Here is a 19,588-nt window from a genome sequence, read left to right on the forward strand (position 1 = left end):
GCCGCCCCGGCTGGAGTTAGCATGTCCCTGATCATCACCGACGATTGCATCAACTGCGACGTCTGCGAACCCGAGTGCCCGAACGCCGCCATCTCCCAGGGCGAAGAGATCTATGTGATCGACCCGAACCTGTGCACCCAATGCGTTGGCCACTACGACGAACCGCAGTGCCAGCAGGTTTGCCCGGTGGATTGCATCCCGCTGGACGAAGCCCATCCGGAGACTGAAGAACAGTTGATGGAGAAGTACCGCAAAATCACCGGCAAGGCCTGAGTCCTTCAGCGCCTGTTCGGGCCCTATCACCAGCAGGCTGGCTCCTGCATTGGATCTGTGCCAATCACAAATCCCCTGTGGGAGCCAGCCTGCTGGCGATAAGGCCATCAGCAATACTGCAATATCCGGATCAGCTCACTCCCGCTGCTCAAACCCTTCCCCGATACATCCCAGACACCGCACAAACGCCGCTTTCGCCGGATCGACCACCAACGCCTGCCCCGCATCACCAATCCCGCCACCTAGCGCGGTAAACGGCAGCGACACCACAAACGCCCCTGCACCGATCACTGTCGCCACAACCAGCAAAGGCCGGGCAATCAGCAAGTCGCCTATCATCGCGTAGGCCGGTGGGTTCTGGATGGTGTAGCGCGGATCACCGCTGCCGCTTTCCGTGGCTTGAACAGCCAGGCTGGAACACAGCAGCAGGGTGAAGAAGAGGATTTGCAAGGATTTCATGGCACGATCCTTCGGGCTGAACAGTGAGACAACTCACTATAGACCGTAGGACTTTTTCGGCGCTTTGCCTCAGGTCTGACAGCGCGGGCAGAACACACTCGCACGCTGGCCGAGCTTCACTTCGCGCAGACCGGTGCCGCAGACCTTGCAGTGTTCACCGCCTCGGCCATAAACAAACAGTTCCTGCTGGAAATACCCCGGCTGCCCGTCGCCGCCGATGAAATCACGCAACGTAGTGCCGCCACGCTCGATGGCAGCGGCGAGGATGCGTTTGATCTCGATCGCCAGCTTCAGATAACGCCCCCGGGAAATGCCCCCGGCCTCGCGGCGTGGATCGATGCCAGCGGCGAACAGCGCCTCGGTCGCATAAATATTGCCGACCCCGACCACCACCGCGTTGTCCATGATGAACGGTTTGACCGCCATCGAACGCCCGCGCGACAGCTGAAACAAGCGCTCGCCGTCGAACAGATCGGTCAACGGTTCCGGCCCGAGACGAATCAGCAATTCGTGATTGAGCGGATCGGTGCTCCACAACATCGCGCCGAATCGCCGTGGATCGGTGTAACGCAGGGCCAGGCCCGACTCCAGTTCGATATCGACATGCTCATGCTTGAGCGCCGGCATACCGGCCTCAACCAGACGCAGATTGCCCGACATACCCAAATGGCTGATCAACGTACCGACCTCGGCGTTGATCAACAGATACTTGGCCCGTCGCTCGACCAACACGATGCGCTGCCCGGACAGGCGCACATCAAGGTCTTCGGGGATCGGCCAGCGCAGCCGACGGTCACGCACGATTACCCGGCTGACGCGCTGGCCTTCCAGGTGCGGGGCGATGCCCCGGCGAGTGGTTTCGACTTCCGGCAGTTCAGGCATGGCGTCCTCGAATCAATGCGCGCCGAGGTCGCGGATCGTTTGTTTAAGGGTTTCGAAGTCGTAGTCCGACAACCCCACGTAATCGAGAATCAGCGGGCCGATGCTGCTCCATTCGTAGTCTTCGGTCTGATTGCCCAGCACGCGATACGAGGCGCAAATGTGCTCGGCCATCTTGAGGATCGCCAACAGGTTTTTCATTTGACTGTTGCGCGACGACTCGTCGCTGAAAATCGCCAGGGCATTGTGGTGATTGGCAATGGCCGTGCTGACGTGCTCCGGCAGACGCCAGGACTTGGCGGTGTAATAACCGACCACCGCGTGGTTGGTGTTGAACTCGGCGTTTTCGGTGTCGACCACTCGACATTCAGCGCTGGCATTGGCGTAGGCCGTTTCCAGCACCGACATGTAATTGGGGAAACGCTGCAACATCAACGGCACGCCGCAATCGTGAAACAGCCCCAATGCATAGGCTTCATCGCCTGCCTGAGTGCCGATGCGTTTGGCCAGGGTCAGGCAAGTCATCGCCACGTCCTGGGCGGTGTCCCAGAAACGATTGAGGGTGACGATGGTGTCGTCGTTCATCTCGCCCTTGATCGACTGCGCGTTGATCAGGTTGATGATCGAACGGCTGCCCAGCAGATTCACCGCACGCTGGATCGAAGTGATCTTGTTGCTCAAGCCGTAATACGGCGAGTTGACGATTTTCAGCAGCGCGCCGGACAGGCCGGGATCCTGGGCGATCAGCTTGGCGATCACCTCCAGGTCCGGGTCGGGCATGTACTGCTCCATTTGCAGATCCACCATGATCTGCGGCTGCGCGGGCACGCTGATGCCTTGCAGGGATTGTTGAATCTGTTCGGTGGTCAGCTCTTGGGACATAAGTACACACTCTGGGACAGGCGGCGATTCTAACCCCTAAAAACCGCAGGACGACACACCAGTGGGCAATTGTCAGGAACTTTCATTCAAGCCAAGGCTTCGGACTCTGTAATACCCAACGGATGATTTCGGTCCCGCGGGGCAGCAAATTCCCACAGACTCAGGAGCTTATTGATGGCCACTTCCCTCAACGGCAAGCGCGTCGCTTTTTTGGTAACCGATGGTTTCGAACAGGTTGAATTGACCGGCCCCAAACAGGCCCTGGAAGAGGCCGGTGCCCAGGTCGATATCCTTTCGGCGGAGGCAGGCAAGGTCAAAGGCTGGAACCACGACAAACCGGCGGACGACTTCACGGTCGACCAGACTTTCCAGGCTGCCAGCAGCGAGCAATACGACGCGATCGTCCTGCCCGGCGGCGTGCAGAATTCCGACACCATCCGCATCGATCAGGACGCCCAGCACTTGGTCAAGACCGGCACCTCCGCCGGCAAGCCGATTGCGGTGATCTGCCATGGCAGTTGGCTGCTGATTTCGGCGGGGCTGGTCAATGGCAAGACCATGACAAGTTACAAAACGGTCAAGGATGATCTGGTGAATGCGGGCGCCCACTGGGTCGATCAGGAAGTGGTCAGAGACGGTCACTTGATCAGCAGCCGTGAGCCGGATGATATTCCGGCGTTCAGTCGTGAGTTGATCGACGCTCTGTCGGCGTAGCTTTCGTGGCCTCTTCGCGAGCATGCTTGCGAAGAGGCCATCAGCGTTTCATCGCACGCCAAACCCGACACAAGTCGCAACACGGTATACTCCCGCTCTTTTTTCCGGAGCGACGTCATGTCCCTGCCTAGCTTGCGCCTCAAAGCCAACGCCGACCGTCGCCTGCGCGCCGGTCACCTGTGGGTCTACAGCAACGAAATCGACGTGGCCGCCACGCCACTGCACGGCTTTAATGCTGGCGATCAGGCAATCCTCGAAGCTGCCGGCGGCAAACCGCTGGGCATCGTGGCCATGAGCCCGAACAATCTGATCTGCGCCCGCCTGCTGTCGCGCGACACTAAAGTTGCGCTGGACAAATCGCTGCTGGTGCATCGCCTGAACGTCGCCCTGTCGCTGCGCGAGCGTCTGTTCGACAAGCCTTTCTATCGCCTGGTCTACGGCGATTCCGATCTGCTGCCAGGTCTGGTGGTCGACCGTTTCGGCGACATCCTCGTGGTGCAGATTGCCTCGGCAACCATGGAAGCGCACAAAGACGACGTGATCGCCGCGCTGACCCAAGTGCTCAAGCCAAGCGGCATTCTGTTCAAGAACGACTCCGCCGCGCGTGACGCCGAAGGCCTCAACCGCTACGTCGAAACCGTGTTCGGTCTGGTGCCGGAGTGGGTCGCACTGGAAGAGAACGGCGTGAAATTCGAAGCCCCGGTCATTCAGGGTCAGAAAACCGGCTGGTTCTACGATCACCGCATGAACCGCGCGCGCCTGGCCCATTACGCCAAAGGCAAACGCGTACTCGACCTCTATAGCTACATCGGTGGTTGGGGCGTACAGGCGGCCGCCTTCGGCGCCAGCGAAGTGTTCTGCGTCGATGCCTCGGCCTTCGCCCTTGACGGCGTCGAGCGTAACGCCGCGCTGAACGGTTTTGCCGACAAGATGACCTGCATCGAAGGCGACGTCTTTGAAGCCTTGAAAGAGCTGAAGGCCAGCGAAGAGCGTTTCGACGTGATCGTGGCCGACCCGCCAGCGTTCATCAAACGCAAGAAAGACATGAAAAACGGTGAAGGCGCCTACCGTCGTCTGAACGAGCAAGCCATGCGCCTGCTCAACAAGGACGGCATCCTGGTCAGCGCTTCGTGCTCGATGCACCTGCCGGAAGACGATCTGCAGAACATCCTCCTGACCAGTGCCCGTCACCTGGATCGCAACATCCAGTTGCTGGAGCGCGGCGGTCAGGGCCCGGATCACCCTGTACATCCGGCCATTGCCGAAACTCGCTACATCAAGAGCATCACCTGCCGCCTGCTGCCTAACAGCTGATCAATGCGGATAACGGGGAGCCTGCAGGCTCCCTGTTTGCGCCTGGCCCTGGCATTCATTCGGCGCCTTTTACTCCTTCCGACGCTTACGACTTCCTACACTTGCCTTCCTATGAGCGTGCAGGATATTTCCTTACGTCTTTTAATTATTGAAACTTGCCCTACAAAGTCCATCTCCAGCTAAAGATTATTCCGACAAAATTACTGGAGCATTCCTACTTAATATCCACTTGCCAATAATCCATTACAAACTATTATGAAGTTGTCGCCACGAGGCGACTTAAACTTTCAACGAACAAGGAGTTCACATCATGAAAAAGATTTCTCTGGAAACCAACAAAATCGCAAACCTGGCTTTTCTGGTTGCTGCTAAAACCCGTTAAGTAAGTCAGGACGCTGGGGAGTGCCGGCAACTCAGCGTCCTTCCGACTTCAGCCAGAGTGAATAACCCCATGCACATCAATCCTTACCTGTTTATATTGCCGCGCTCGCCAAATCAAATAGTATGGAATTACAAAGAACATACTCAATATGAACTGGACATTAACTATTCATCGCGCCTTGCCCAACTAATAAACAATCCAGACTTGTTCGACACACACAACATAATAGACACACAATTACTCAGCGCGGGCATTCTAACCATTTCAAAAATCGACACCCCGCAATGGGGCTGGGATGAATTATCAAAGATCTATCATATCGGCACCCAAAACATTCCCTGCGAACACGCTCCTCAGAATATTCATGAGTGGTCCAGACAATATCTGGCGCACTGCAACGAAGTATTGGCTAGCCCGGCTCCCGCGACAGAACGACCGCAGCATGAATCTGCACCGCGCATCGCCCTGCCCGTCCCCTGCGCACTGAGCAACGATAGCCTGAATAACGCGCTGCTCCAGCGAAAGACCTGTCGTTCCTTTACCGATGCAGCAATGACGCTCAGCGACGTCGGCACCCTGCTTTATCTTTCACTCGGTTATCTCCACGAGCGCGACATTGATCGCGACGACACCATCGCCCAAGACCTCGGCGCACGTCGCAGCAGTCCCTCCGGTGGCGGTCTGAACGCATGCGAAGGCTTTCTGCTGGTACAGAATGTCGAGGATCTGGAGCCCGGCATCTACGCCTATCACCCGGCGGAACACACCCTGAGCCGGGTTAATCCATTGCCAAAAGCGGCACCGGGCGATTTGCTCGGCGGCCAGCATTTCATCAACAACCTGCCGCTGGGGTTGTTCATCACGGCCCGAGTTGACCGGCTCTGGTGGAAGTACGCGCACTCACGGGCCTACCGCATGGCATTCGTCGAGGCCGGCCATCTGTCACAAACCTTTCAACTGGTTGCTACGGCGCTTGGCTTCAATACCTGGTTGACCGGCGCGTTTGCCGACAAGCAGGTCGAAACACTGCTCAAACTTGAGGAGAGCGCGGAACAGCCACTGTTCTTTGTCGGCTGCGGGAAAAGCGATGGACAGGCAATGTGCCAGGAAATGCGCGATCTGTTGCGTGAGGTCCGGACATGACCCTGCTGATCCCGGATCCGCACGAAGTACCGGTGTCATGGGCGCTCAAGTTCACCTTGGGGGACTGGGACAGTCGAGCCTCGGTACGCAGCAGCACCCACGACTATCAACTGCCGGACGATGTGCAGCAACAACTGCAAAGCCGCTACTGGTTCCCACCCGCCTTCCTGCCCTATCTGGCTCACCCAGCGATTCAGGCCGCGGGGCGCGAGGTATTGCATCGGCTGACGGCCAATCACCTGGTGAATTTTCTCGACTACACCACGCTGCTCGAACATCGCATCGTCAATCGTGCGGTTGAAGTCATCGCGCATCGGGAGCTGCCCATTTACGTGCCGCTGCCAATGAAACACGCGGCGCTGCAGCTCTACACCGACGAGGGTTACCACGCGCTGTTCTCCAATCGTCTCGCGGAGCAGATCGCCGGGCTTTACGGAATCACCGGACGGCCGACGATCCCCAAGCGGATCACCCGCATGAACGCACTGATCGCCCGTACCCCGGAGAAGAGCCGTGCACTGGCATGGTTTCTGCTCGGCTTCGTCTCGGAGACCATCATTGCCCGAGAGCTGCTGGACATCTGCCGCGACACTCTGGTGTCCAGCGTGAACGACATGCTGCGCGATCATCTGGCCGACGAAGCCCGCCACAGTCGCTACTTTGCCGAAGTGTTCCACTACTGCTGGCTGTCCATGAACAGCCGCCAGCGCACGTTCGTGAGCAGAACACTGCTGGAGATCATCGGGATTTTCTTCGAGGTCGACGAACGCTGGCTGCAACAGAGCCTGCGTGGCGCGGGTATCGCCGACAGCGACGTGATGGAGATTGTCGGCAGCATGGCGACGGTGCAAGCCAACCGCGCGCGTGCGCGATCAGGTTGCGTCGCTACGCTGGATGCATTGCGCAAGGCGGGATTTTTCGCCACGCCCCATAACCAGACACTTTTTGCCAAGGCAGGACTGATCGATGGATAAAGGAAAATCCGTGGCAACCGCCCGTCAACGTCGCGGGGCTGTCAGCCTGTTGCTCGCAATGGTGCTGCTCGGCGTGTTTCCACTGGATGTCCTGCTGCCTTCGTTTCCGGCACTGGCCGCGCACTTTCGCAGCACACCGGCGGACATCGCGCTGTCGATCAGTCTGTTCGCCGTAGGTATCGCGTTTGCCCAGCTGTTGATAGGCCCGCTGTCCGACGTGATCGGGCGCAAGGGCTTGTTGCTCGCCGGCATGAGCGTATCGATGCTCGGTGCCGTCGGTTGCGTGATAACCAGCGATTACGCACTTTTCCTGATGTTCCGGGTAGTACAGGCCGTGGGGTGCGGCTGCTTCGTGCTGTCCCAGGCACTGGTGCAGGATCTGTTCGAAGGTGAGGAGCGTGATCGCCTGCGCATCCTGATGGTCACGGCTACCGGGATTTTCATCTCGGTATCGCCGCTGGCCGGCACTTTTCTGCAAGCCACCCTCGGCTGGCGCGGCAGCTTCTGGGTGTTCACTGCGCTGGCTGCCGCGGTGTTGCTCAAGGCCTGGGTTTTCCTGGAGAACACCCGCCCCGCGGCCAGTGGCCCTCCCCTGAGTTTCCTCAGGGCCTATCGACGGGTGTTGGGAGATTTCGACTTCGTCGGCTACTGGCTGATTTCAGCCTTTGCGTTCGCCTGCCATTTCTCGTTTATCGTCATTTCACCGCTGATATTCATGGACCAGCTGCAATTGTCGGCCTATGACTTTTCGCTGATCCTGCTGGCGTATGGCGCCGCGTATGTCGTGGGGGGCATCATCGCCACCTTACTGAATCGACGTATCACGCCGAGCCGACAAATCATCACCGGGCTAAGCCTGATCCTGCTGTCGGGACTGGCGATGCTGTATCTGGCGGCCAACCATGTACTGGCCCCCGCGACAGTGCTGATTCCGATGCTGATCTGCACCGCCGGCACCACCATTGCGCGCCCGGCTGCCACCTCACGGGCCATGGGCCTGTTTCCCGAAAATGCCGGCACTTCAGCCTCGGCCGGCAGCACGATCATCTTCATCTGCGGCGGACTGATCAGTGCGTTGATCAGCCTCAGCCCGACCAATCTGCAATCGACGCTGGGCTACAGCTTCGTGTTGCTCAGCAGCATCGCGCTGATGCTCAACAGCCGGATCAGCCAGCGCGCCAGGAACCTGCAGGCCATTGCGATCGCGCAGACCGGTAGCGATTAAACCTGCCGGTCGTCATGCCACTCGCACCGTCGGCACGGGAACAACGCTTTGCGCCATTCCCTCCAGACGCCAGCGGTGTAGAATCGCCTGATTCATCGCCATTCATCCCCCGGCGGGTTTATGAGCTCAGGCTGAGGCAAGCGGCGATCCCGCAAAGTCATCGGCAACTTCAGGACACACGGCCATTTCTGAGTGTTCCAGACGTCAATAGAAGCTCACTCCCCTTTGATACCTGATTAGCCGCCCGGAGTGCTCCATGCCAGATTACCGCTCGAAAACATCCACCCACGGCCGCAACATGGCCGGCGCCCGCGCACTGTGGCGTGCCACCGGGATGAAAGATGACGACTTCAAAAAGCCGATCATCGCCATTGCCAACTCCTTCACCCAGTTCGTGCCGGGCCACGTCCACCTGAAAGACCTGGGCCAACTGGTTGCCCGCGAAATCGAGCGCGCCGGTGGCGTTGCCAAGGAATTCAACACCATCGCCGTGGATGACGGCATCGCCATGGGTCACGACGGCATGCTTTATTCGCTGCCGAGCCGCGAGATCATTGCCGACTCCGTCGAATACATGGTCAACGCCCACTGCGCCGACGCCATCGTCTGCATCTCCAACTGCGACAAGATCACCCCCGGCATGTTGATGGCTGCCTTGCGCCTGAACATTCCGGTGATCTTCGTTTCCGGCGGTCCGATGGAAGCCGGCAAGACCAAACTCGCTTCTCACGGCCTCGACCTCGTCGACGCCATGGTGATCGCCGCCGACTCCAGCGCTTCTGACGAGAAAGTCGCTGAATACGAGCGTAGCGCCTGCCCGACCTGCGGTTCGTGCTCCGGCATGTTCACCGCCAACTCGATGAACTGCCTGACCGAAGCCCTGGGCCTCGCACTGCCGGGCAACGGTTCGACCCTCGCCACCCACAGCGACCGCGAACAACTGTTCCTGCAGGCCGGCCGCACCATCGTCGAGCTGTGCAAGCGTTACTACGGCGAGAACGATGAATCGGTTCTGCCGCGCAACATCGCCAACTTCAAGGCGTTCGAGAACGCAATGATGCTCGACATCGCCATGGGCGGCTCGACCAACACCATCCTGCACTTGCTGGCGGCTGCCCAGGAAGCCGAGATCGATTTCGACCTGCGCGATATCGACCGTCTCTCGCGCAGCGTTCCACAACTGTGCAAGGTTGCGCCGAACATCCAGAAGTACCACATGGAAGACGTGCACCGCGCTGGGGGTATCTTCAGCATCCTCGGTTCGCTGGCCCGTGGCGGCTTGCTGCACACCGACCTGCCGACCGTGCACAGCCGCAGCATGGAAGAAGCCATCGCCAAGTGGGACATCACCCAGACCACCGATGAAGCGGTGCATCATTTCTTCAAGGCAGGTCCTGGCGGCATCCCGACCCAGACCGCGTTCAGCCAGTCGACTCGCTGGGAAACTCTGGACGATGACCGTGAAAACGGCTGCATCCGCAGTTTTGAACACGCTTACTCGCAAGAAGGTGGCTTGGCCGTGCTGTACGGCAACATCGCCCTGGACGGCTGCGTGGTGAAAACCGCCGGTGTCGACGAGTCGATCCACGTCTTCGAAGGCAACGCGAAGATCTTCGAGAGCCAGGACAGCGCCGTACGCGGCATCCTCGCCGACGAAGTGAAGGCGGGTGACATCGTCATCATTCGCTACGAAGGCCCGAAAGGCGGCCCGGGCATGCAGGAAATGCTTTACCCGACCTCGTACCTGAAATCCAAAGGCCTGGGCAAAGATTGCGCCCTGCTCACCGATGGTCGCTTCTCCGGCGGCACCTCGGGTCTGTCCATCGGCCACGCCTCGCCAGAGGCTGCGGCCGGCGGCGCGATCGGTCTGGTGCAGGACGGCGACAAAGTGCTGATCGACATTCCGAACCGCTCGATCAACCTGTTGGTCAGCGACGAAGAACTGGCTGCACGCCGCGCCGAACAGGACAAGAAGGGCTGGAAACCTGTTGAAGTGCGTCCACGTAAAGTGACCACCGCGCTTAAGGCATACGCCCTGCTGGCGACCAGTGCCGACAAGGGTGCTGTGCGTAACAAGGCGATGCTCGACGGGTTGTAAGCGTCAAATCGCCGAAACAAAAATGCCCCGCCAAGTGCGGGGCATTTTTTATCCAGCCGATTTAGACGGTGACCATGAGGGCCCCATCGCTGGCAAGCCAGCGATGGGAGCGACTCGGTCTTACTGAATCTCCTCCGGCTTGACGATCACCCAGCTCTTGTCCGCCGTCACCGGCAAACCTTCCTTGGCCTGCGCTGCCGCGTGCTTGGCCATCATGCCGTTTAGCTGGGCCATGTATTTGTCCTTGCGGTTGATCCACAAGTGAATACCGCCCTTGGCCACATCGACATCGTGGAACAGCATGTAGCCGTCACTGGTTGGCGTATCGCCGCCTACCAGAACCGGTTTTTTCCACTCATCGATGTAGGTCAGAATCGCCGCGTGCTTGCCGGCCATCCAGGTCGCCGGGGTCCACAGGTACGGGGTCAATTCGAGGCCGAGGTTGGCCTTCTCGTCATACTTGCCGGCGGTGATCTGCTTGCGCGCGGTGGTCAGTTCGCCAGTCTTCGGATCCTTGAGCAGCAGCGACACGCCGATGACGTTCTGCGGTTTGACGTTGTAGCCATACTTCGGATCGGCCGCGACCATGCGCACCAGTTCTTCGGAGGCCGCGGTCATCACGTAGACTTCGATGCCGTTCTCCATCAACTTGTTGTAGAGCTCTTGCTGACCGGTGAAGATCTTCGGCGGATTGACGTCGAGCTTCTTGACCACATCGCCTTCGTAATACGTCGCCGGCACCGGCTTGCCCGAGGTCATCAGCTCATCGACATAGCCTTTGAGTTCCTTGAGGGTGAAGCCGGAGAACACCTGCGCCACCCACGGGTAGCAGACCATGTCGTCGACTTCGCACAGACGATAGTAGTAACTGAACAGGCTTTCCTTGTGGTCGGCGGTGTCCTTGAACGGCATCAGTTTCAGGGAAGGATCGAGTTTGTCGCGGGTGATCAGGCCCTTGTTTTCCATAAACGGCAGCAAGGATTCTTCAAGGTCGTAGCGGTAACTGGTGTTGTCCATGTCGAACACCGCGTAGTTACCCTTGTTGGCGTTGGCGGCGATCATCGCATCCAGTGCCTTGGCCTGATCGACCGGCCAGTGTTTGAGGTCAGTGGCGAAAGCCTGACCGGCCAGGCCCAAACCTACCGTCAGTGCGACAGCCAGAAATTTCGGTGCGAATTTCATCGATGCTTTCTCCCTGAGCTAAAGACATCGACGCTAACAAATAAGTGTGACAGCCCTCGTCTGTCAGCGACCGTCCACGTCCCCATCGCGCCAGATGCATTCCCGAGAGCGACGCGCGCTTATTCCAAAAGCGACTATCACCATACGTTTTTGGTATTAATTCATTGGAAATCAAACTGTTAGGCTTGCCGGTTCGCAGCAGCCCCGGAAGGCTGCTGGCAAAGTCTTTCCTGGAGATCTCATGAATCTACCGCTGATTCTCAACCTGCTGGTGTTCCTCGCCCTGCTCTTCGGTCTGGCGCAAACCCGCCACACCTCGTGGAGCCTGGCGAAAAAAGTCCTGCTCGCGCTGGTGTTGGGCGTAGCGTTCGGCGTGGCTCTGCACACCATTTACGGTGCAGGCAACCCGGTGCTGAAAGCCTCTATCGGCTGGTTCGATCTGGTCGGTAACGGTTACGTGCAATTGCTGCAAATGATCGTCATCCCGCTGGTGTTCGCCTCGATCCTCAGCGCCGTGGCACGTCTGCACAACGCTTCGTCGCTGGGCAAGATCAGCTTCCTGACCATCGGCACGCTGCTGTTCACCACGGCGATTGCGGCGCTGATAGGCATCGGCCTGACCAACCTGTTCGGCCTCACCGCCGAAGGTCTGGTCGCCGGCACGCAGGAAATGGCCCGTCTGCAAACCATTCAGAACGACTACGCCGGCAAGGTCGCCGACCTGAATGTGCCGCAACTGTTGCTGTCGTTCATCCCGCAGAACCCGTTCGCCGATCTGGCGCGGGCCAAGCCGACCTCAATCATCAGCGTGGTGATCTTCGCCGCGTTCCTGGGGGTTGCCGCGCTGCAACTGCTCAAGGATGACGTCGAGAAAGGTCAGAAAGTGATCAACGCCATCGACACCCTGCAAGCCTGGGTGATGCGTCTGGTGCGCCTGGTGATGAAGCTGACCCCGTATGGCGTGCTGGCGCTGATGACCAAAGTGGTCGCCGGCTCCAACTTGCAAGACATCATCAAGCTCGGCAGTTTCGTGGTGGTGTCGTACCTCGGTCTGGGCCTGATGTTTGTTGTACACGGCTTGCTGGTGTCGGCGGCCGGGATCAACCCGCTGCGTTTCTTCCGCAAGATCTGGCCAGTGCTGACATTTGCGTTCACAAGCCGCTCCAGCGCCGCAAGCATTCCGCTGAGCATTGAAGCGCAGACGCGTCGTCTGGGCATTCCACAATCGGTGGCCAGTTTTGCGGCTTCGTTCGGTGCGACCATCGGCCAGAACGGTTGCGCGGGTCTGTACCCGGCGATGTTGGCGGTGATGGTTGCGCCGACCGTGGGCATCAACCCGCTGGATCCGCTGTGGATCGCGACGCTGGTGGCGATTGTCACGCTGAGTTCGGCCGGTGTGGCGGGCGTGGGTGGCGGTGCGACGTTTGCCGCGCTGATCGTGCTGCCGGCGATGGGCTTGCCGGTTTCACTGGTGGCGTTGCTGATTTCGGTCGAGCCGCTGATCGACATGGGTCGCACGGCGTTGAACGTGAGTGGTTCGATTACTGCCGGTGCGATTACCAGCCAGGTGATGCAGCAGACCGATAAAGAGTTGCTGGATGCGGATGAGCATGCGGAGTTGGCGCAGGCTTAAGTAGCGCCTGAAAGACCGCTTTCGCGAGCGGGCTCGCTCCTACAATTGGAATGCGTTCCCTTGTAGGAGTGAGCCTGCTCGCGATGCTTTTAAGCTCGATAAAAAACTTCGAAACGGTAGGAAGGTTTATCGCCCTCGGCAGCGATCTGCTTGAAGGTTTTCTGCTCCCAATCGAATGCGCTGAATTCAGGAAACCAAGCATCCCCTTCTGGGCTTAAATTCACACGGGTCAAATACAAACGATCTGCATGTGGTAATGCCTGCGCATAAAGTTGCGCGCCACCGATCAACATCAACTCATCTGCACCTTGTTCTAAGGCCCACTCCTCTGCCCGAGCCACTGCGGCTTCTAGGGAAGAGAAAACTTCTGCCCCTTCGAGATGCAGATCCGCTTGTCGACTTACGACAATATTCAAACGACCGGGAAGCGGACGCCCCAAAGAATCCCAAGTCTTGCGCCCCATGATGATCGGTTTGCCAAGAGTCGTTTCTTTGAAGTACTTGAAATCACCCGGCAGGTGCCAAGGCATGCTGTTATTCACGCCAATCACTCGGTTATCACCGAGAGCAGCGATCAGACACAAAGGAAGAGTATTGTTCATTCGAATGAGGATACCAGAGCTTCGGCATCCCGCAACTTGCCCCGACCAGTGCCACAGCGGTTATGCTCACGGCTCAATTGAGCGACGGGATGCCGCGTGACACAACTGACTCCACTGCAAAACCTCTGGTTGACCGAAACCGTGCGCCTGCGCGAAGAACACGCAGGCCCCCTGGATGATCTGGAAGCCAATCGTCTGGCCCGGGCGGCCGGCGGTGATCTGCCGAGCCGGATTCAGCGCCGTGCGCTGTGGCTGGCTGAGCGTGACGGGCTGACGAGCGCACTCAAACACTGGCTGCAAGGCGCACGTCTGGCGCTGGTGCTGCTGATGGTTTTCGCCGTGTTGAGCGGCGCCGGACTGGCCTTCGCCGCGCTGGGGCAGACCCCGGTCAACGTCTTTTGGGCCCTGGGCAGTCTGCTCGGGCTGAATCTGATTCTGCTGCTGAGCTGGGCGCTGGGGTTGATCTTTACCGGCGAACACGGCGCCACCCTCGGGCGCCTGTGGTTATGGCTCAGCGAAAAACTTGCCCGCGATGCCAAAGCCGCGCAACTGGCGCCGGCCCTGCTGCTGATGCTGCAACGCAAGAAACTCAATCGCTGGGCCCTCGGCGCAATGGTCAACGGCCTGTGGCTGCTGGCGATGCTCAGCGCGTTATTGTTGCTGCTGACCCTGATGGCGACCCGGCGCTACGGCTTCATCTGGGAAACCACCATTCTCAGCGCCGAAACGTTCATCAACATGACCCAGGCCCTCGGCTCGCTGCCGGCGCTGCTCGGTTTCAATGTGCCGACGGTGGAAATGATCCGCGCCAGCGGTGACGGTGCGCTCGATATCGAAAGCGCGCGTCAGGTCTGGGCGACGTGGCTGGTGGGCGTGCTGGTGGTTTACGGCGTGCTGCCGCGCCTGCTGCTGACGCTGTTGTGCTTCTGGCGCTGGAACAGCGGTAAAGCGGCGCTGCGCCTTGACTTGAACCTGCCCGGCTACGCCCAACTGCGCGAACGCCTGATGCCGACCAGCGAGCGCCTCGGTGTCACCGACGCCGCGCCTGAGCACCTGCACCGCGTCGAAAGCAGCGTCAGCGAACACGCCAGCGACGGCGCATTGCTGGTGGCAATTGAACTCGACGAGCAACGCCCATGGCCGCCCGCGTTGCCGAAAAACGTCAGCAATGCCGGCATCCTCGACAGCCGCGAATCGCGCAACAAACTCCTCGAACAACTGAGTCGCTTTCCCCCGGCGCGGCTGGCGATTGCCTGCGATCCACGGCGTTCGCCGGATCGCGGCAGCCTTGCGCTGATCGCCGAACTCGCACGCAATGCCAGCGCCACCCGCGTCTGGCTGCTACAGGCGCCACCTGGCGAAGCGCTGGACGCTGAACGCCTCGGTGACTGGCACGTCGCGCTGCAACAACTGGATCTGCCATTCGCCGATAGCGCACCGATGAACTGGCTGGAGAACGGTCATGACTGATGCCTTCAAAGCGCCGCTGAAACTCGCGGTGGTCGGCCACACCAACGTCGGCAAGACCTCGCTGCTGCGCACGCTGACTCGCGACGTCGGCTTCGGCGAAGTCTCGCATCGGCCGAGCACCACCCGGCATGTCGAGGGTGCGCGGTTGTCGGTGGATGGAGAGCCGTTGCTCGACCTCTACGATACGCCGGGCCTGGAGGACGCCATCGCCCTGCTGGATTTTCTCGAACGCCTGGAGCGTCCCGGCGAACGCCTCGATGGCCCGGCGCGATTGGCGCGGTTTCTCGACGGCAGCGAGGCGCGTCAGCGTTTCGAGCAGGAGGCCAAAGTGCTGCGGCAACTGCTCGCTTCCGACGCCGGTCTGTATGTGATCGACGCCCGCGAGCCGGTGCTGGCGAAATATCGTGATGAACTGGAAGTGCTGGCCAGTTGCGGCAAACCGCTGTTGCCGGTGCTGAACTTCGTCAGCAGCGCCAACCACCGTGAGCCGGACTGGCGCGAGGCGTTGGCGCGATTGGGCCTGCATGCGCTGGTGCGTTTCGACAGCATCGCACCGCCGGAGGATGGCGAGCGGCGACTGTATGAAAGCCTCGCGCTGCTGCTGGAAAATGCCCGGCCGCAACTGGAGCGGTTGATTGCTGATCAGCAGGCTCAGCGCCTCGCCCGTCAGCAAAGTGCAGCACGGTTGATCGCCGAACTGCTGATCGACTGCGCCGCGTGCCGACGCAGCGTGGTCAGTGAGGCCGAGCAGGAACAGCAAGCCATCAGCGAATTGCGCAAGGCTGTGCGTCAGCGTGAGCAGAAGTGCGTAGAGGCGTTGCTCAAGCTCTATGCGTTTCGCCCGCAGGATGCAGCGGCCAGTGATTTGCCGTTGCTCGACGGGCGCTGGGGCGATGACCTGTTCAACCCGGAAACCTTGAAGCAACTCGGTGTGCGGGTGGGCGGCGGGATCGCTGCCGGTGCGGCTGCCGGGGCGGGCGTCGATTTGCTGGTGGGCGGAATCACCCTCGGTGCTGCCGCGTTGGCGGGTGCGATTGCCGGTGGCGCGCTGCAAACCGCGCGCAGTTATGGCAGCCGTTTGCTGGGCAAGATCAAGGGGCAGCGGGAATTGACGGTGGACGATGGGGTGTTGCGGCTGTTGGCGTTGCGGCAGCGGCAGTTGCTGTTGGCGCTCGATCAGCGCGGGCATGCGGCGATGGATGCGGTTCAGGTGGCGACACCGCAGGACAAGACCTGGCGTGAGGGCAAGTTGCCTGAAGCGTTGAGCAAGGCGCGGGCACATCCGCAGTGGTCGTCGTTGAATCCGCACGCGAAGTTGAATCAGGCGGAGCGGCAGGAGCAGATTGAGTCTTTGGCCAAGGATTTGTAACGGCTGATCTGGCGCTATCGCGAGCAGGCTCACTCCTACAGTGGATCGCGCTCACCTTGTAGGAGTAAGCCTGCTCGCGATAGCCGCACCTCGGTCCAAAGACTCAAGCAGCAAGAAGTCGCACCGCTTTCTCCTTCAATACCCCAAGATCCATCACCGGCACCGCCGTCTCCTTCGCCAACTCATCCCACTGGCGCATCCGCAGACTGACGGCACACAAGGGATCGCGCGCAAACGCATCCGCCTCGGCCTCCGTCATCACCCCGCCCTGATAGTCCAGCGTCCTGCGGCTCGCTTCACTCAACCGCTCGAAATACCCAGGCTCGCGCAACGTCAGATACCGCTTGGCCTGCACGTGATACTCCACCAACCGCGCCATCCGCTCGCTGAATCCCGCCTCACGCAAATAATCCGCGCCAAGCCGTTCATGGCTGACCACACCATAGCCGCCCATGTTCTCCGCGCCCTCGGCACACAAATGGCCGATGTCGTGGAAGAACGCTGCGAGCACCACTTCATCATCAAACCCTTCAGCCATCGCCAACTGCGCAGCCTGAGACATGTGCTCGATCTGCGACACCGGCTCGCCGATGTAATCGCTGCTGCCAAAGCGTTCATACAGGGCAAACACCCGATCAACGACATGCTCGTGACCTGCCATCAAACCTCCTCCAGCAACTGCGCAATGTTGCGCTCGGCCATCGCCGGGCCGACGCTCATGCCGACGCCAGTGTGCATCAGCGCCACACTGAGCCCCGGTGCCGGGCGCAAGAATGAAAACGGCCCCGGCCCCCGAGAACCATAGACGCCCTGCCAGCGCTCGACCACTTGCACCTTGCAGCCCAGCGTCTGCTCGGCCAGTTCAATCATCCAGTCGTCCACTTGCTCGGCATTGAACGGCGAAGGGTCGCTGCCGTAATGGTGCGAGTCGCCGATGATCAGCTCGCCGTAGGGCGTGGGGCTGATCAGCAAATGAATGCCGTTTTCATGCAGGTGCGGTTGTTCACGCAGGATCTGCGCCTGCACTGCCGCCGCCTCTGGCAAATCGGCGAAGGCGCCGTAATGCACGCAGCTCAGGCCGGTGAGCAAGGCGTGTTGCAAATTCAGTTCGACTTGCGGTTTGGCGCGGAGCATTTGCAGGCGGCAGATTTGTGGGTCGAGTGCGGCAATCGGCTCGGCCAGCAGGGTCTGATAATCGTGGCCGGAGCAGACGATGATTTGCTCTGCGGTGAAGATCCCGGCCGTGCTGTGCAGGCGCCCCGGTTCGACATCGCGCACCAGCGTGGAGAAGTGAAACTCGACGCCGAGGTCGCGGCGCAGGTAATCGATCAGCGCCGGAATCGCTTCACGCGAGTACAACTGTTGATCATCCATGCCGTGGAGTGCGGCGCGGTGATGGCTGAACTGGCCGTGGTACAGATCGCGCAATGCGGCGCCGCGCAGCAAGTCCACGTTGTAACCGTGTTCCACGGCGCGCCCGGCGCAGAAGGCCTCAAGCAAGTGCTCTTCGGCTTCGGTTCGGGCGAACAGGTACGAGCCGTTGCGCTTGATCTGCAGGCCGGCGAGTTGCGCCCAGTCACCCCAGATCTCGCGGCTGGCCTTGGCCAGTTCGAGCATCGGGCCGGGTGGCTGGCCAGTGACCAGTGCCTGGCCGAAGTTGCGCACCGAAGCGCCGAGGGGTGTGGCGGTGCGTTCGAAAACCGTAACCTTCAGGCCGCGCTTGGCGGCGGCGTAGGCGTGGGAGAGGCCCAGAATGCCGGCGCCGATGATGAGCAGGTCTTTGTGTTGTGTCATTTAGAGGTGCTCTGAATGAGAGATAGCCATCGCTGGCAAGCTAGCTCCCACAGGGTTTTAGGGTGAACACCGATTGCGGGAACACCTTGAAACCTGTGGGAGCTGGCTTGCCAGCGATGAGGCCCTGTCAGTCGATAAAGATCTTACTTGGCCACGACTTTCTCGGACTTGCCGTCATAGCGCTTGCGCCACTCGGTGAGGATCTCGTCGCGGTTCTTCGAGGCCCAGGCAAAGTCGTTCTTGATCAAACGCTGCTCATAATCCGCCGGCAATTCAGTCTGCGGTTTGGCGATGCCTGGTTGGGCGAGAACGGCGAAGTTCTCTTTGTACAGATCCATCGCTTGGGCGCTGGCGGAGAAGTCGGCGAGTTTCTTCGCGGCTTCTTCATGCGGCGTGCCTTTGATCACGGCGGTCGCTTCGATCTCCCAGCCCAGGCCTTCCTTCGGCAGGATGATGTCCAGAGGCGCACCTTGACGCTTCAGCTGTACCGCCGGGTATTCAAAGGAAATGCCGATCGGGAACTCCCCCGCCGCCGCCAGTTTGCAAGGCTTGGAACCGGAGTGAACGTATTGGCCGATGTTCTGGTGCAGGCCGTCCATGTAAGCCCAACCCTGCTTCTCGCCGAAGGTTTGCAACCAGGCGCTGACGTCGAGGAAACCGGTGCCGGAGGACGCCGGGTTCGGCATGACGATCTTGCCTTTGTACTCAGGCTTGGTCAGATCCTGCCAGCTCACCGGTTTGCTCAGGCCCTGCTTCTCGGCTTCGACGGTGTTGAAGCAAATGGTTGCGGCCCACACATCCATACCGACCCAGGCTGGCGGGTTGGCGGCGTCGCGGTAGTTCGCGCCGATTTTGCCCAGATCCTTCGGCGCGTAGCTTTGCAGCATGCCTTGCTGATCGAGGATCGCCAGGCTGGAAGCGGCTAGGCCCCACACGGCGTCAGCTTGCGGGCGGGCCTTCTCGGCCAGCAGTTTGGCGGTAATGATCCCGGTGGAATCGCGCACCCACTTGATCTCGACGTCCGGGTTGGCCTTTTCGAAGGCTTCTTTGTAGGACTTGAGTTGTTCGGCTTCGAGGGCGGTGTACACCGTCAACTCGGTTTTTGCCGCGAAGGCATTCAGGCTGAAAGTAGCGAGCACAGCAGCGGCCAGGGCCATAGGCTTGAACATGATCGTTTTCCTGTCTTTTGAGTTGA

At 60.0% G+C, this 19,588-nt stretch carries 18 protein-coding genes; 10 read left to right on the plus strand and 8 right to left on the minus strand.

The genetic code is table 11. The annotated features are described in order from the left end of the window. Nucleotides 1-21: 21 nt before the first annotated feature. Nucleotides 22-273: a YfhL family 4Fe-4S dicluster ferredoxin gene (locus IAI51_RS14215; RefSeq protein ID WP_003195146.1), complete on the plus strand. Its 252-nt coding sequence runs from the start codon at nucleotides 22-24 to the stop codon at nucleotides 271-273. A gap of 135 nt (nucleotides 274-408) precedes the next feature. On the opposite strand, the gene IAI51_RS14220 is transcribed toward IAI51_RS14215, so the two are convergent. From IAI51_RS14220 to IAI51_RS14230, 3 genes are all read right to left on the minus strand, one after another. Beyond that, the gene (locus IAI51_RS14220; RefSeq protein ID WP_187679057.1) at nucleotides 409-732 is read right to left on the minus strand and encodes a multidrug transporter; all 324 of its coding nucleotides are present in this window, start codon (nucleotides 730-732) and stop codon (nucleotides 409-411) included. Between the two features lie 69 nt (nucleotides 733-801). Continuing rightward, nucleotides 802-1,614 carry a bifunctional DNA-formamidopyrimidine glycosylase/DNA-(apurinic or apyrimidinic site) lyase gene (mutM, locus tag IAI51_RS14225; RefSeq protein ID WP_187679058.1) on the minus strand — a complete coding sequence of 271 codons (813 nt, stop codon included), beginning with the start codon at nucleotides 1,612-1,614 and terminating at the stop codon, nucleotides 802-804. Nucleotides 1,615-1,626: 12 nt separating this feature from the next. Further along, nucleotides 1,627-2,439, minus strand: coding sequence for an HDOD domain-containing protein (locus IAI51_RS14230; RefSeq protein WP_187679091.1), 813 nt, complete (start codon nucleotides 2,437-2,439; stop codon nucleotides 1,627-1,629). Between the two features lie 228 nt (nucleotides 2,440-2,667). On the opposite strand from IAI51_RS14230, the gene IAI51_RS14235 reads away from it, so the two are divergent. The 6 genes from IAI51_RS14235 (at nucleotide 2,668) to ilvD (ending at nucleotide 10,343) form a co-directional block, all read left to right on the plus strand. Next, entirely contained in the window at nucleotides 2,668-3,207 is a 540-nt protein-coding gene (locus IAI51_RS14235) for a type 1 glutamine amidotransferase domain-containing protein (RefSeq protein ID WP_187679059.1), read from the plus strand. 117 nt (nucleotides 3,208-3,324) lie between these two features. After that, nucleotides 3,325-4,521: a class I SAM-dependent rRNA methyltransferase gene (locus tag IAI51_RS14240; RefSeq protein ID WP_187679060.1), complete on the plus strand. Its 1,197-nt coding sequence runs from the start codon at nucleotides 3,325-3,327 to the stop codon at nucleotides 4,519-4,521. Nucleotides 4,522-4,972: 451 nt separating this feature from the next. Further along, complete coding sequence (locus IAI51_RS14245) at nucleotides 4,973-6,046, plus strand: SagB family peptide dehydrogenase (RefSeq protein WP_187679061.1); 1,074 nt, start codon at nucleotides 4,973-4,975, stop codon at nucleotides 6,044-6,046. Next, a complete protein-coding gene (locus IAI51_RS14250) occupies nucleotides 6,043-7,020 on the plus strand; it encodes a diiron oxygenase (protein ID WP_187679062.1) in 978 nt (325 codons plus the stop codon). Before IAI51_RS14245 ends, IAI51_RS14250 begins: the two co-directional genes overlap by 4 nt. Next, entirely contained in the window at nucleotides 7,013-8,245 is a 1,233-nt protein-coding gene (locus IAI51_RS14255) for an MFS transporter (RefSeq protein ID WP_187679063.1), read from the plus strand. The genes IAI51_RS14250 and IAI51_RS14255 overlap by 8 nt, the downstream gene beginning before the upstream one ends. 256 nt (nucleotides 8,246-8,501) lie before the next feature. Further along, nucleotides 8,502-10,343 carry a dihydroxy-acid dehydratase gene (ilvD, locus tag IAI51_RS14260; protein ID WP_187679064.1) on the plus strand — a complete coding sequence of 614 codons (1,842 nt, stop codon included), beginning with the start codon at nucleotides 8,502-8,504 and terminating at the stop codon, nucleotides 10,341-10,343. Nucleotides 10,344-10,463: 120 nt separating this feature from the next. Here the strand turns inward: ilvD and IAI51_RS14265 are convergent, their stop codons facing one another. Continuing rightward, nucleotides 10,464-11,525 (minus strand): haloacid dehalogenase-like hydrolase, encoded by a 1,062-nt coding sequence (locus IAI51_RS14265; protein ID WP_187679065.1) that lies wholly within the window; start codon nucleotides 11,523-11,525, stop codon nucleotides 10,464-10,466. Nucleotides 11,526-11,766: 241 nt separating this feature from the next. On the opposite strand from IAI51_RS14265, the gene IAI51_RS14270 reads away from it, so the two are divergent. Further along, nucleotides 11,767-13,158: an L-cystine transporter gene (locus IAI51_RS14270; RefSeq protein ID WP_187679066.1), complete on the plus strand. Its 1,392-nt coding sequence runs from the start codon at nucleotides 11,767-11,769 to the stop codon at nucleotides 13,156-13,158. 89 nt (nucleotides 13,159-13,247) lie between these two features. Here IAI51_RS14270 and IAI51_RS14275 read toward each other — a convergent pair whose 3' ends face one another. Further along, the gene (locus tag IAI51_RS14275) at nucleotides 13,248-13,760 is read right to left on the minus strand and encodes a dihydrofolate reductase (protein WP_187679067.1); all 513 of its coding nucleotides are present in this window, start codon (nucleotides 13,758-13,760) and stop codon (nucleotides 13,248-13,250) included. Nucleotides 13,761-13,856: 96 nt separating this feature from the next. Here IAI51_RS14275 and IAI51_RS14280 point away from each other — a divergent pair, with 96 nt between their 5' ends. Next, on the plus strand, nucleotides 13,857-15,230 hold the full coding sequence (locus IAI51_RS14280; RefSeq protein ID WP_187679068.1) for a DUF2868 domain-containing protein: 1,374 nt from the start codon (nucleotides 13,857-13,859) through the stop codon (nucleotides 15,228-15,230). Continuing rightward, nucleotides 15,223-16,599, plus strand: a complete 1,377-nt coding sequence (locus IAI51_RS14285) for a GTPase/DUF3482 domain-containing protein (protein WP_187679069.1) — start codon at nucleotides 15,223-15,225, stop codon at nucleotides 16,597-16,599. Before IAI51_RS14280 ends, IAI51_RS14285 begins: the two co-directional genes overlap by 8 nt. Before the next feature lie 103 nt (nucleotides 16,600-16,702). On the opposite strand, the gene IAI51_RS14290 is transcribed toward IAI51_RS14285, so the two are convergent. The 3 genes from IAI51_RS14290 to IAI51_RS14300 form a co-directional block, all read right to left on the minus strand. After that, on the minus strand, nucleotides 16,703-17,260 hold the full coding sequence (locus tag IAI51_RS14290) for a phosphonate degradation HD-domain oxygenase (protein WP_187679070.1): 558 nt from the start codon (nucleotides 17,258-17,260) through the stop codon (nucleotides 16,703-16,705). Further along, on the minus strand, nucleotides 17,260-18,393 hold the full coding sequence (locus IAI51_RS14295; protein ID WP_187679071.1) for a TIGR03364 family FAD-dependent oxidoreductase: 1,134 nt from the start codon (nucleotides 18,391-18,393) through the stop codon (nucleotides 17,260-17,262). The genes IAI51_RS14290 and IAI51_RS14295 overlap by 1 nt, the downstream gene beginning before the upstream one ends. Nucleotides 18,394-18,536: 143 nt before the next feature. Then, on the minus strand, nucleotides 18,537-19,562 hold the full coding sequence (locus tag IAI51_RS14300) for a putative 2-aminoethylphosphonate ABC transporter substrate-binding protein (RefSeq protein WP_187679072.1): 1,026 nt from the start codon (nucleotides 19,560-19,562) through the stop codon (nucleotides 18,537-18,539). Nucleotides 19,563-19,588 lie beyond the last annotated feature (26 nt).

Origin of the sequence: Pseudomonas sp. N40(2020), assembly GCF_014472415.1 — a bacterium.
GTDB lineage: Bacteria > Pseudomonadota > Gammaproteobacteria > Pseudomonadales > Pseudomonadaceae > Aquipseudomonas.

What these genes read in the sequence shown, in the direction of transcription:
- IAI51_RS14215 (WP_003195146.1), top strand. Translation starts at nt 22, where the DNA reads ATGTCCCTGATCATCACCGACGATTGCATCAACTGCGACGTCTGCGAA.
- IAI51_RS14220 (WP_187679057.1), bottom strand. Translation starts at nt 732, where the DNA reads ATGAAATCCTTGCAAATCCTCTTCTTCACCCTGCTGCTGTGTTCCAGC.
- mutM (WP_187679058.1), bottom strand. Translation starts at nt 1,614, where the DNA reads ATGCCTGAACTGCCGGAAGTCGAAACCACTCGCCGGGGCATCGCCCCG.
- IAI51_RS14235 (WP_187679059.1), top strand. Translation starts at nt 2,668, where the DNA reads ATGGCCACTTCCCTCAACGGCAAGCGCGTCGCTTTTTTGGTAACCGAT.
- IAI51_RS14240 (WP_187679060.1), top strand. Translation starts at nt 3,325, where the DNA reads ATGTCCCTGCCTAGCTTGCGCCTCAAAGCCAACGCCGACCGTCGCCTG.
- IAI51_RS14245 (WP_187679061.1), top strand. Translation starts at nt 4,973, where the DNA reads ATGCACATCAATCCTTACCTGTTTATATTGCCGCGCTCGCCAAATCAA.
- IAI51_RS14250 (WP_187679062.1), top strand. Translation starts at nt 6,043, where the DNA reads ATGACCCTGCTGATCCCGGATCCGCACGAAGTACCGGTGTCATGGGCG.
- IAI51_RS14255 (WP_187679063.1), top strand. Translation starts at nt 7,013, where the DNA reads ATGGATAAAGGAAAATCCGTGGCAACCGCCCGTCAACGTCGCGGGGCT.
- ilvD (WP_187679064.1), top strand. Translation starts at nt 8,502, where the DNA reads ATGCCAGATTACCGCTCGAAAACATCCACCCACGGCCGCAACATGGCC.
- IAI51_RS14265 (WP_187679065.1), bottom strand. Translation starts at nt 11,525, where the DNA reads ATGAAATTCGCACCGAAATTTCTGGCTGTCGCACTGACGGTAGGTTTG.
- IAI51_RS14270 (WP_187679066.1), top strand. Translation starts at nt 11,767, where the DNA reads ATGAATCTACCGCTGATTCTCAACCTGCTGGTGTTCCTCGCCCTGCTC.
- IAI51_RS14275 (WP_187679067.1), bottom strand. Translation starts at nt 13,760, where the DNA reads ATGAACAATACTCTTCCTTTGTGTCTGATCGCTGCTCTCGGTGATAAC.
- IAI51_RS14285 (WP_187679069.1), top strand. Translation starts at nt 15,223, where the DNA reads ATGACTGATGCCTTCAAAGCGCCGCTGAAACTCGCGGTGGTCGGCCAC.
- IAI51_RS14290 (WP_187679070.1), bottom strand. Translation starts at nt 17,260, where the DNA reads ATGGCAGGTCACGAGCATGTCGTTGATCGGGTGTTTGCCCTGTATGAA.
- IAI51_RS14295 (WP_187679071.1), bottom strand. Translation starts at nt 18,393, where the DNA reads ATGACACAACACAAAGACCTGCTCATCATCGGCGCCGGCATTCTGGGC.
- IAI51_RS14300 (WP_187679072.1), bottom strand. Translation starts at nt 19,562, where the DNA reads ATGTTCAAGCCTATGGCCCTGGCCGCTGCTGTGCTCGCTACTTTCAGC.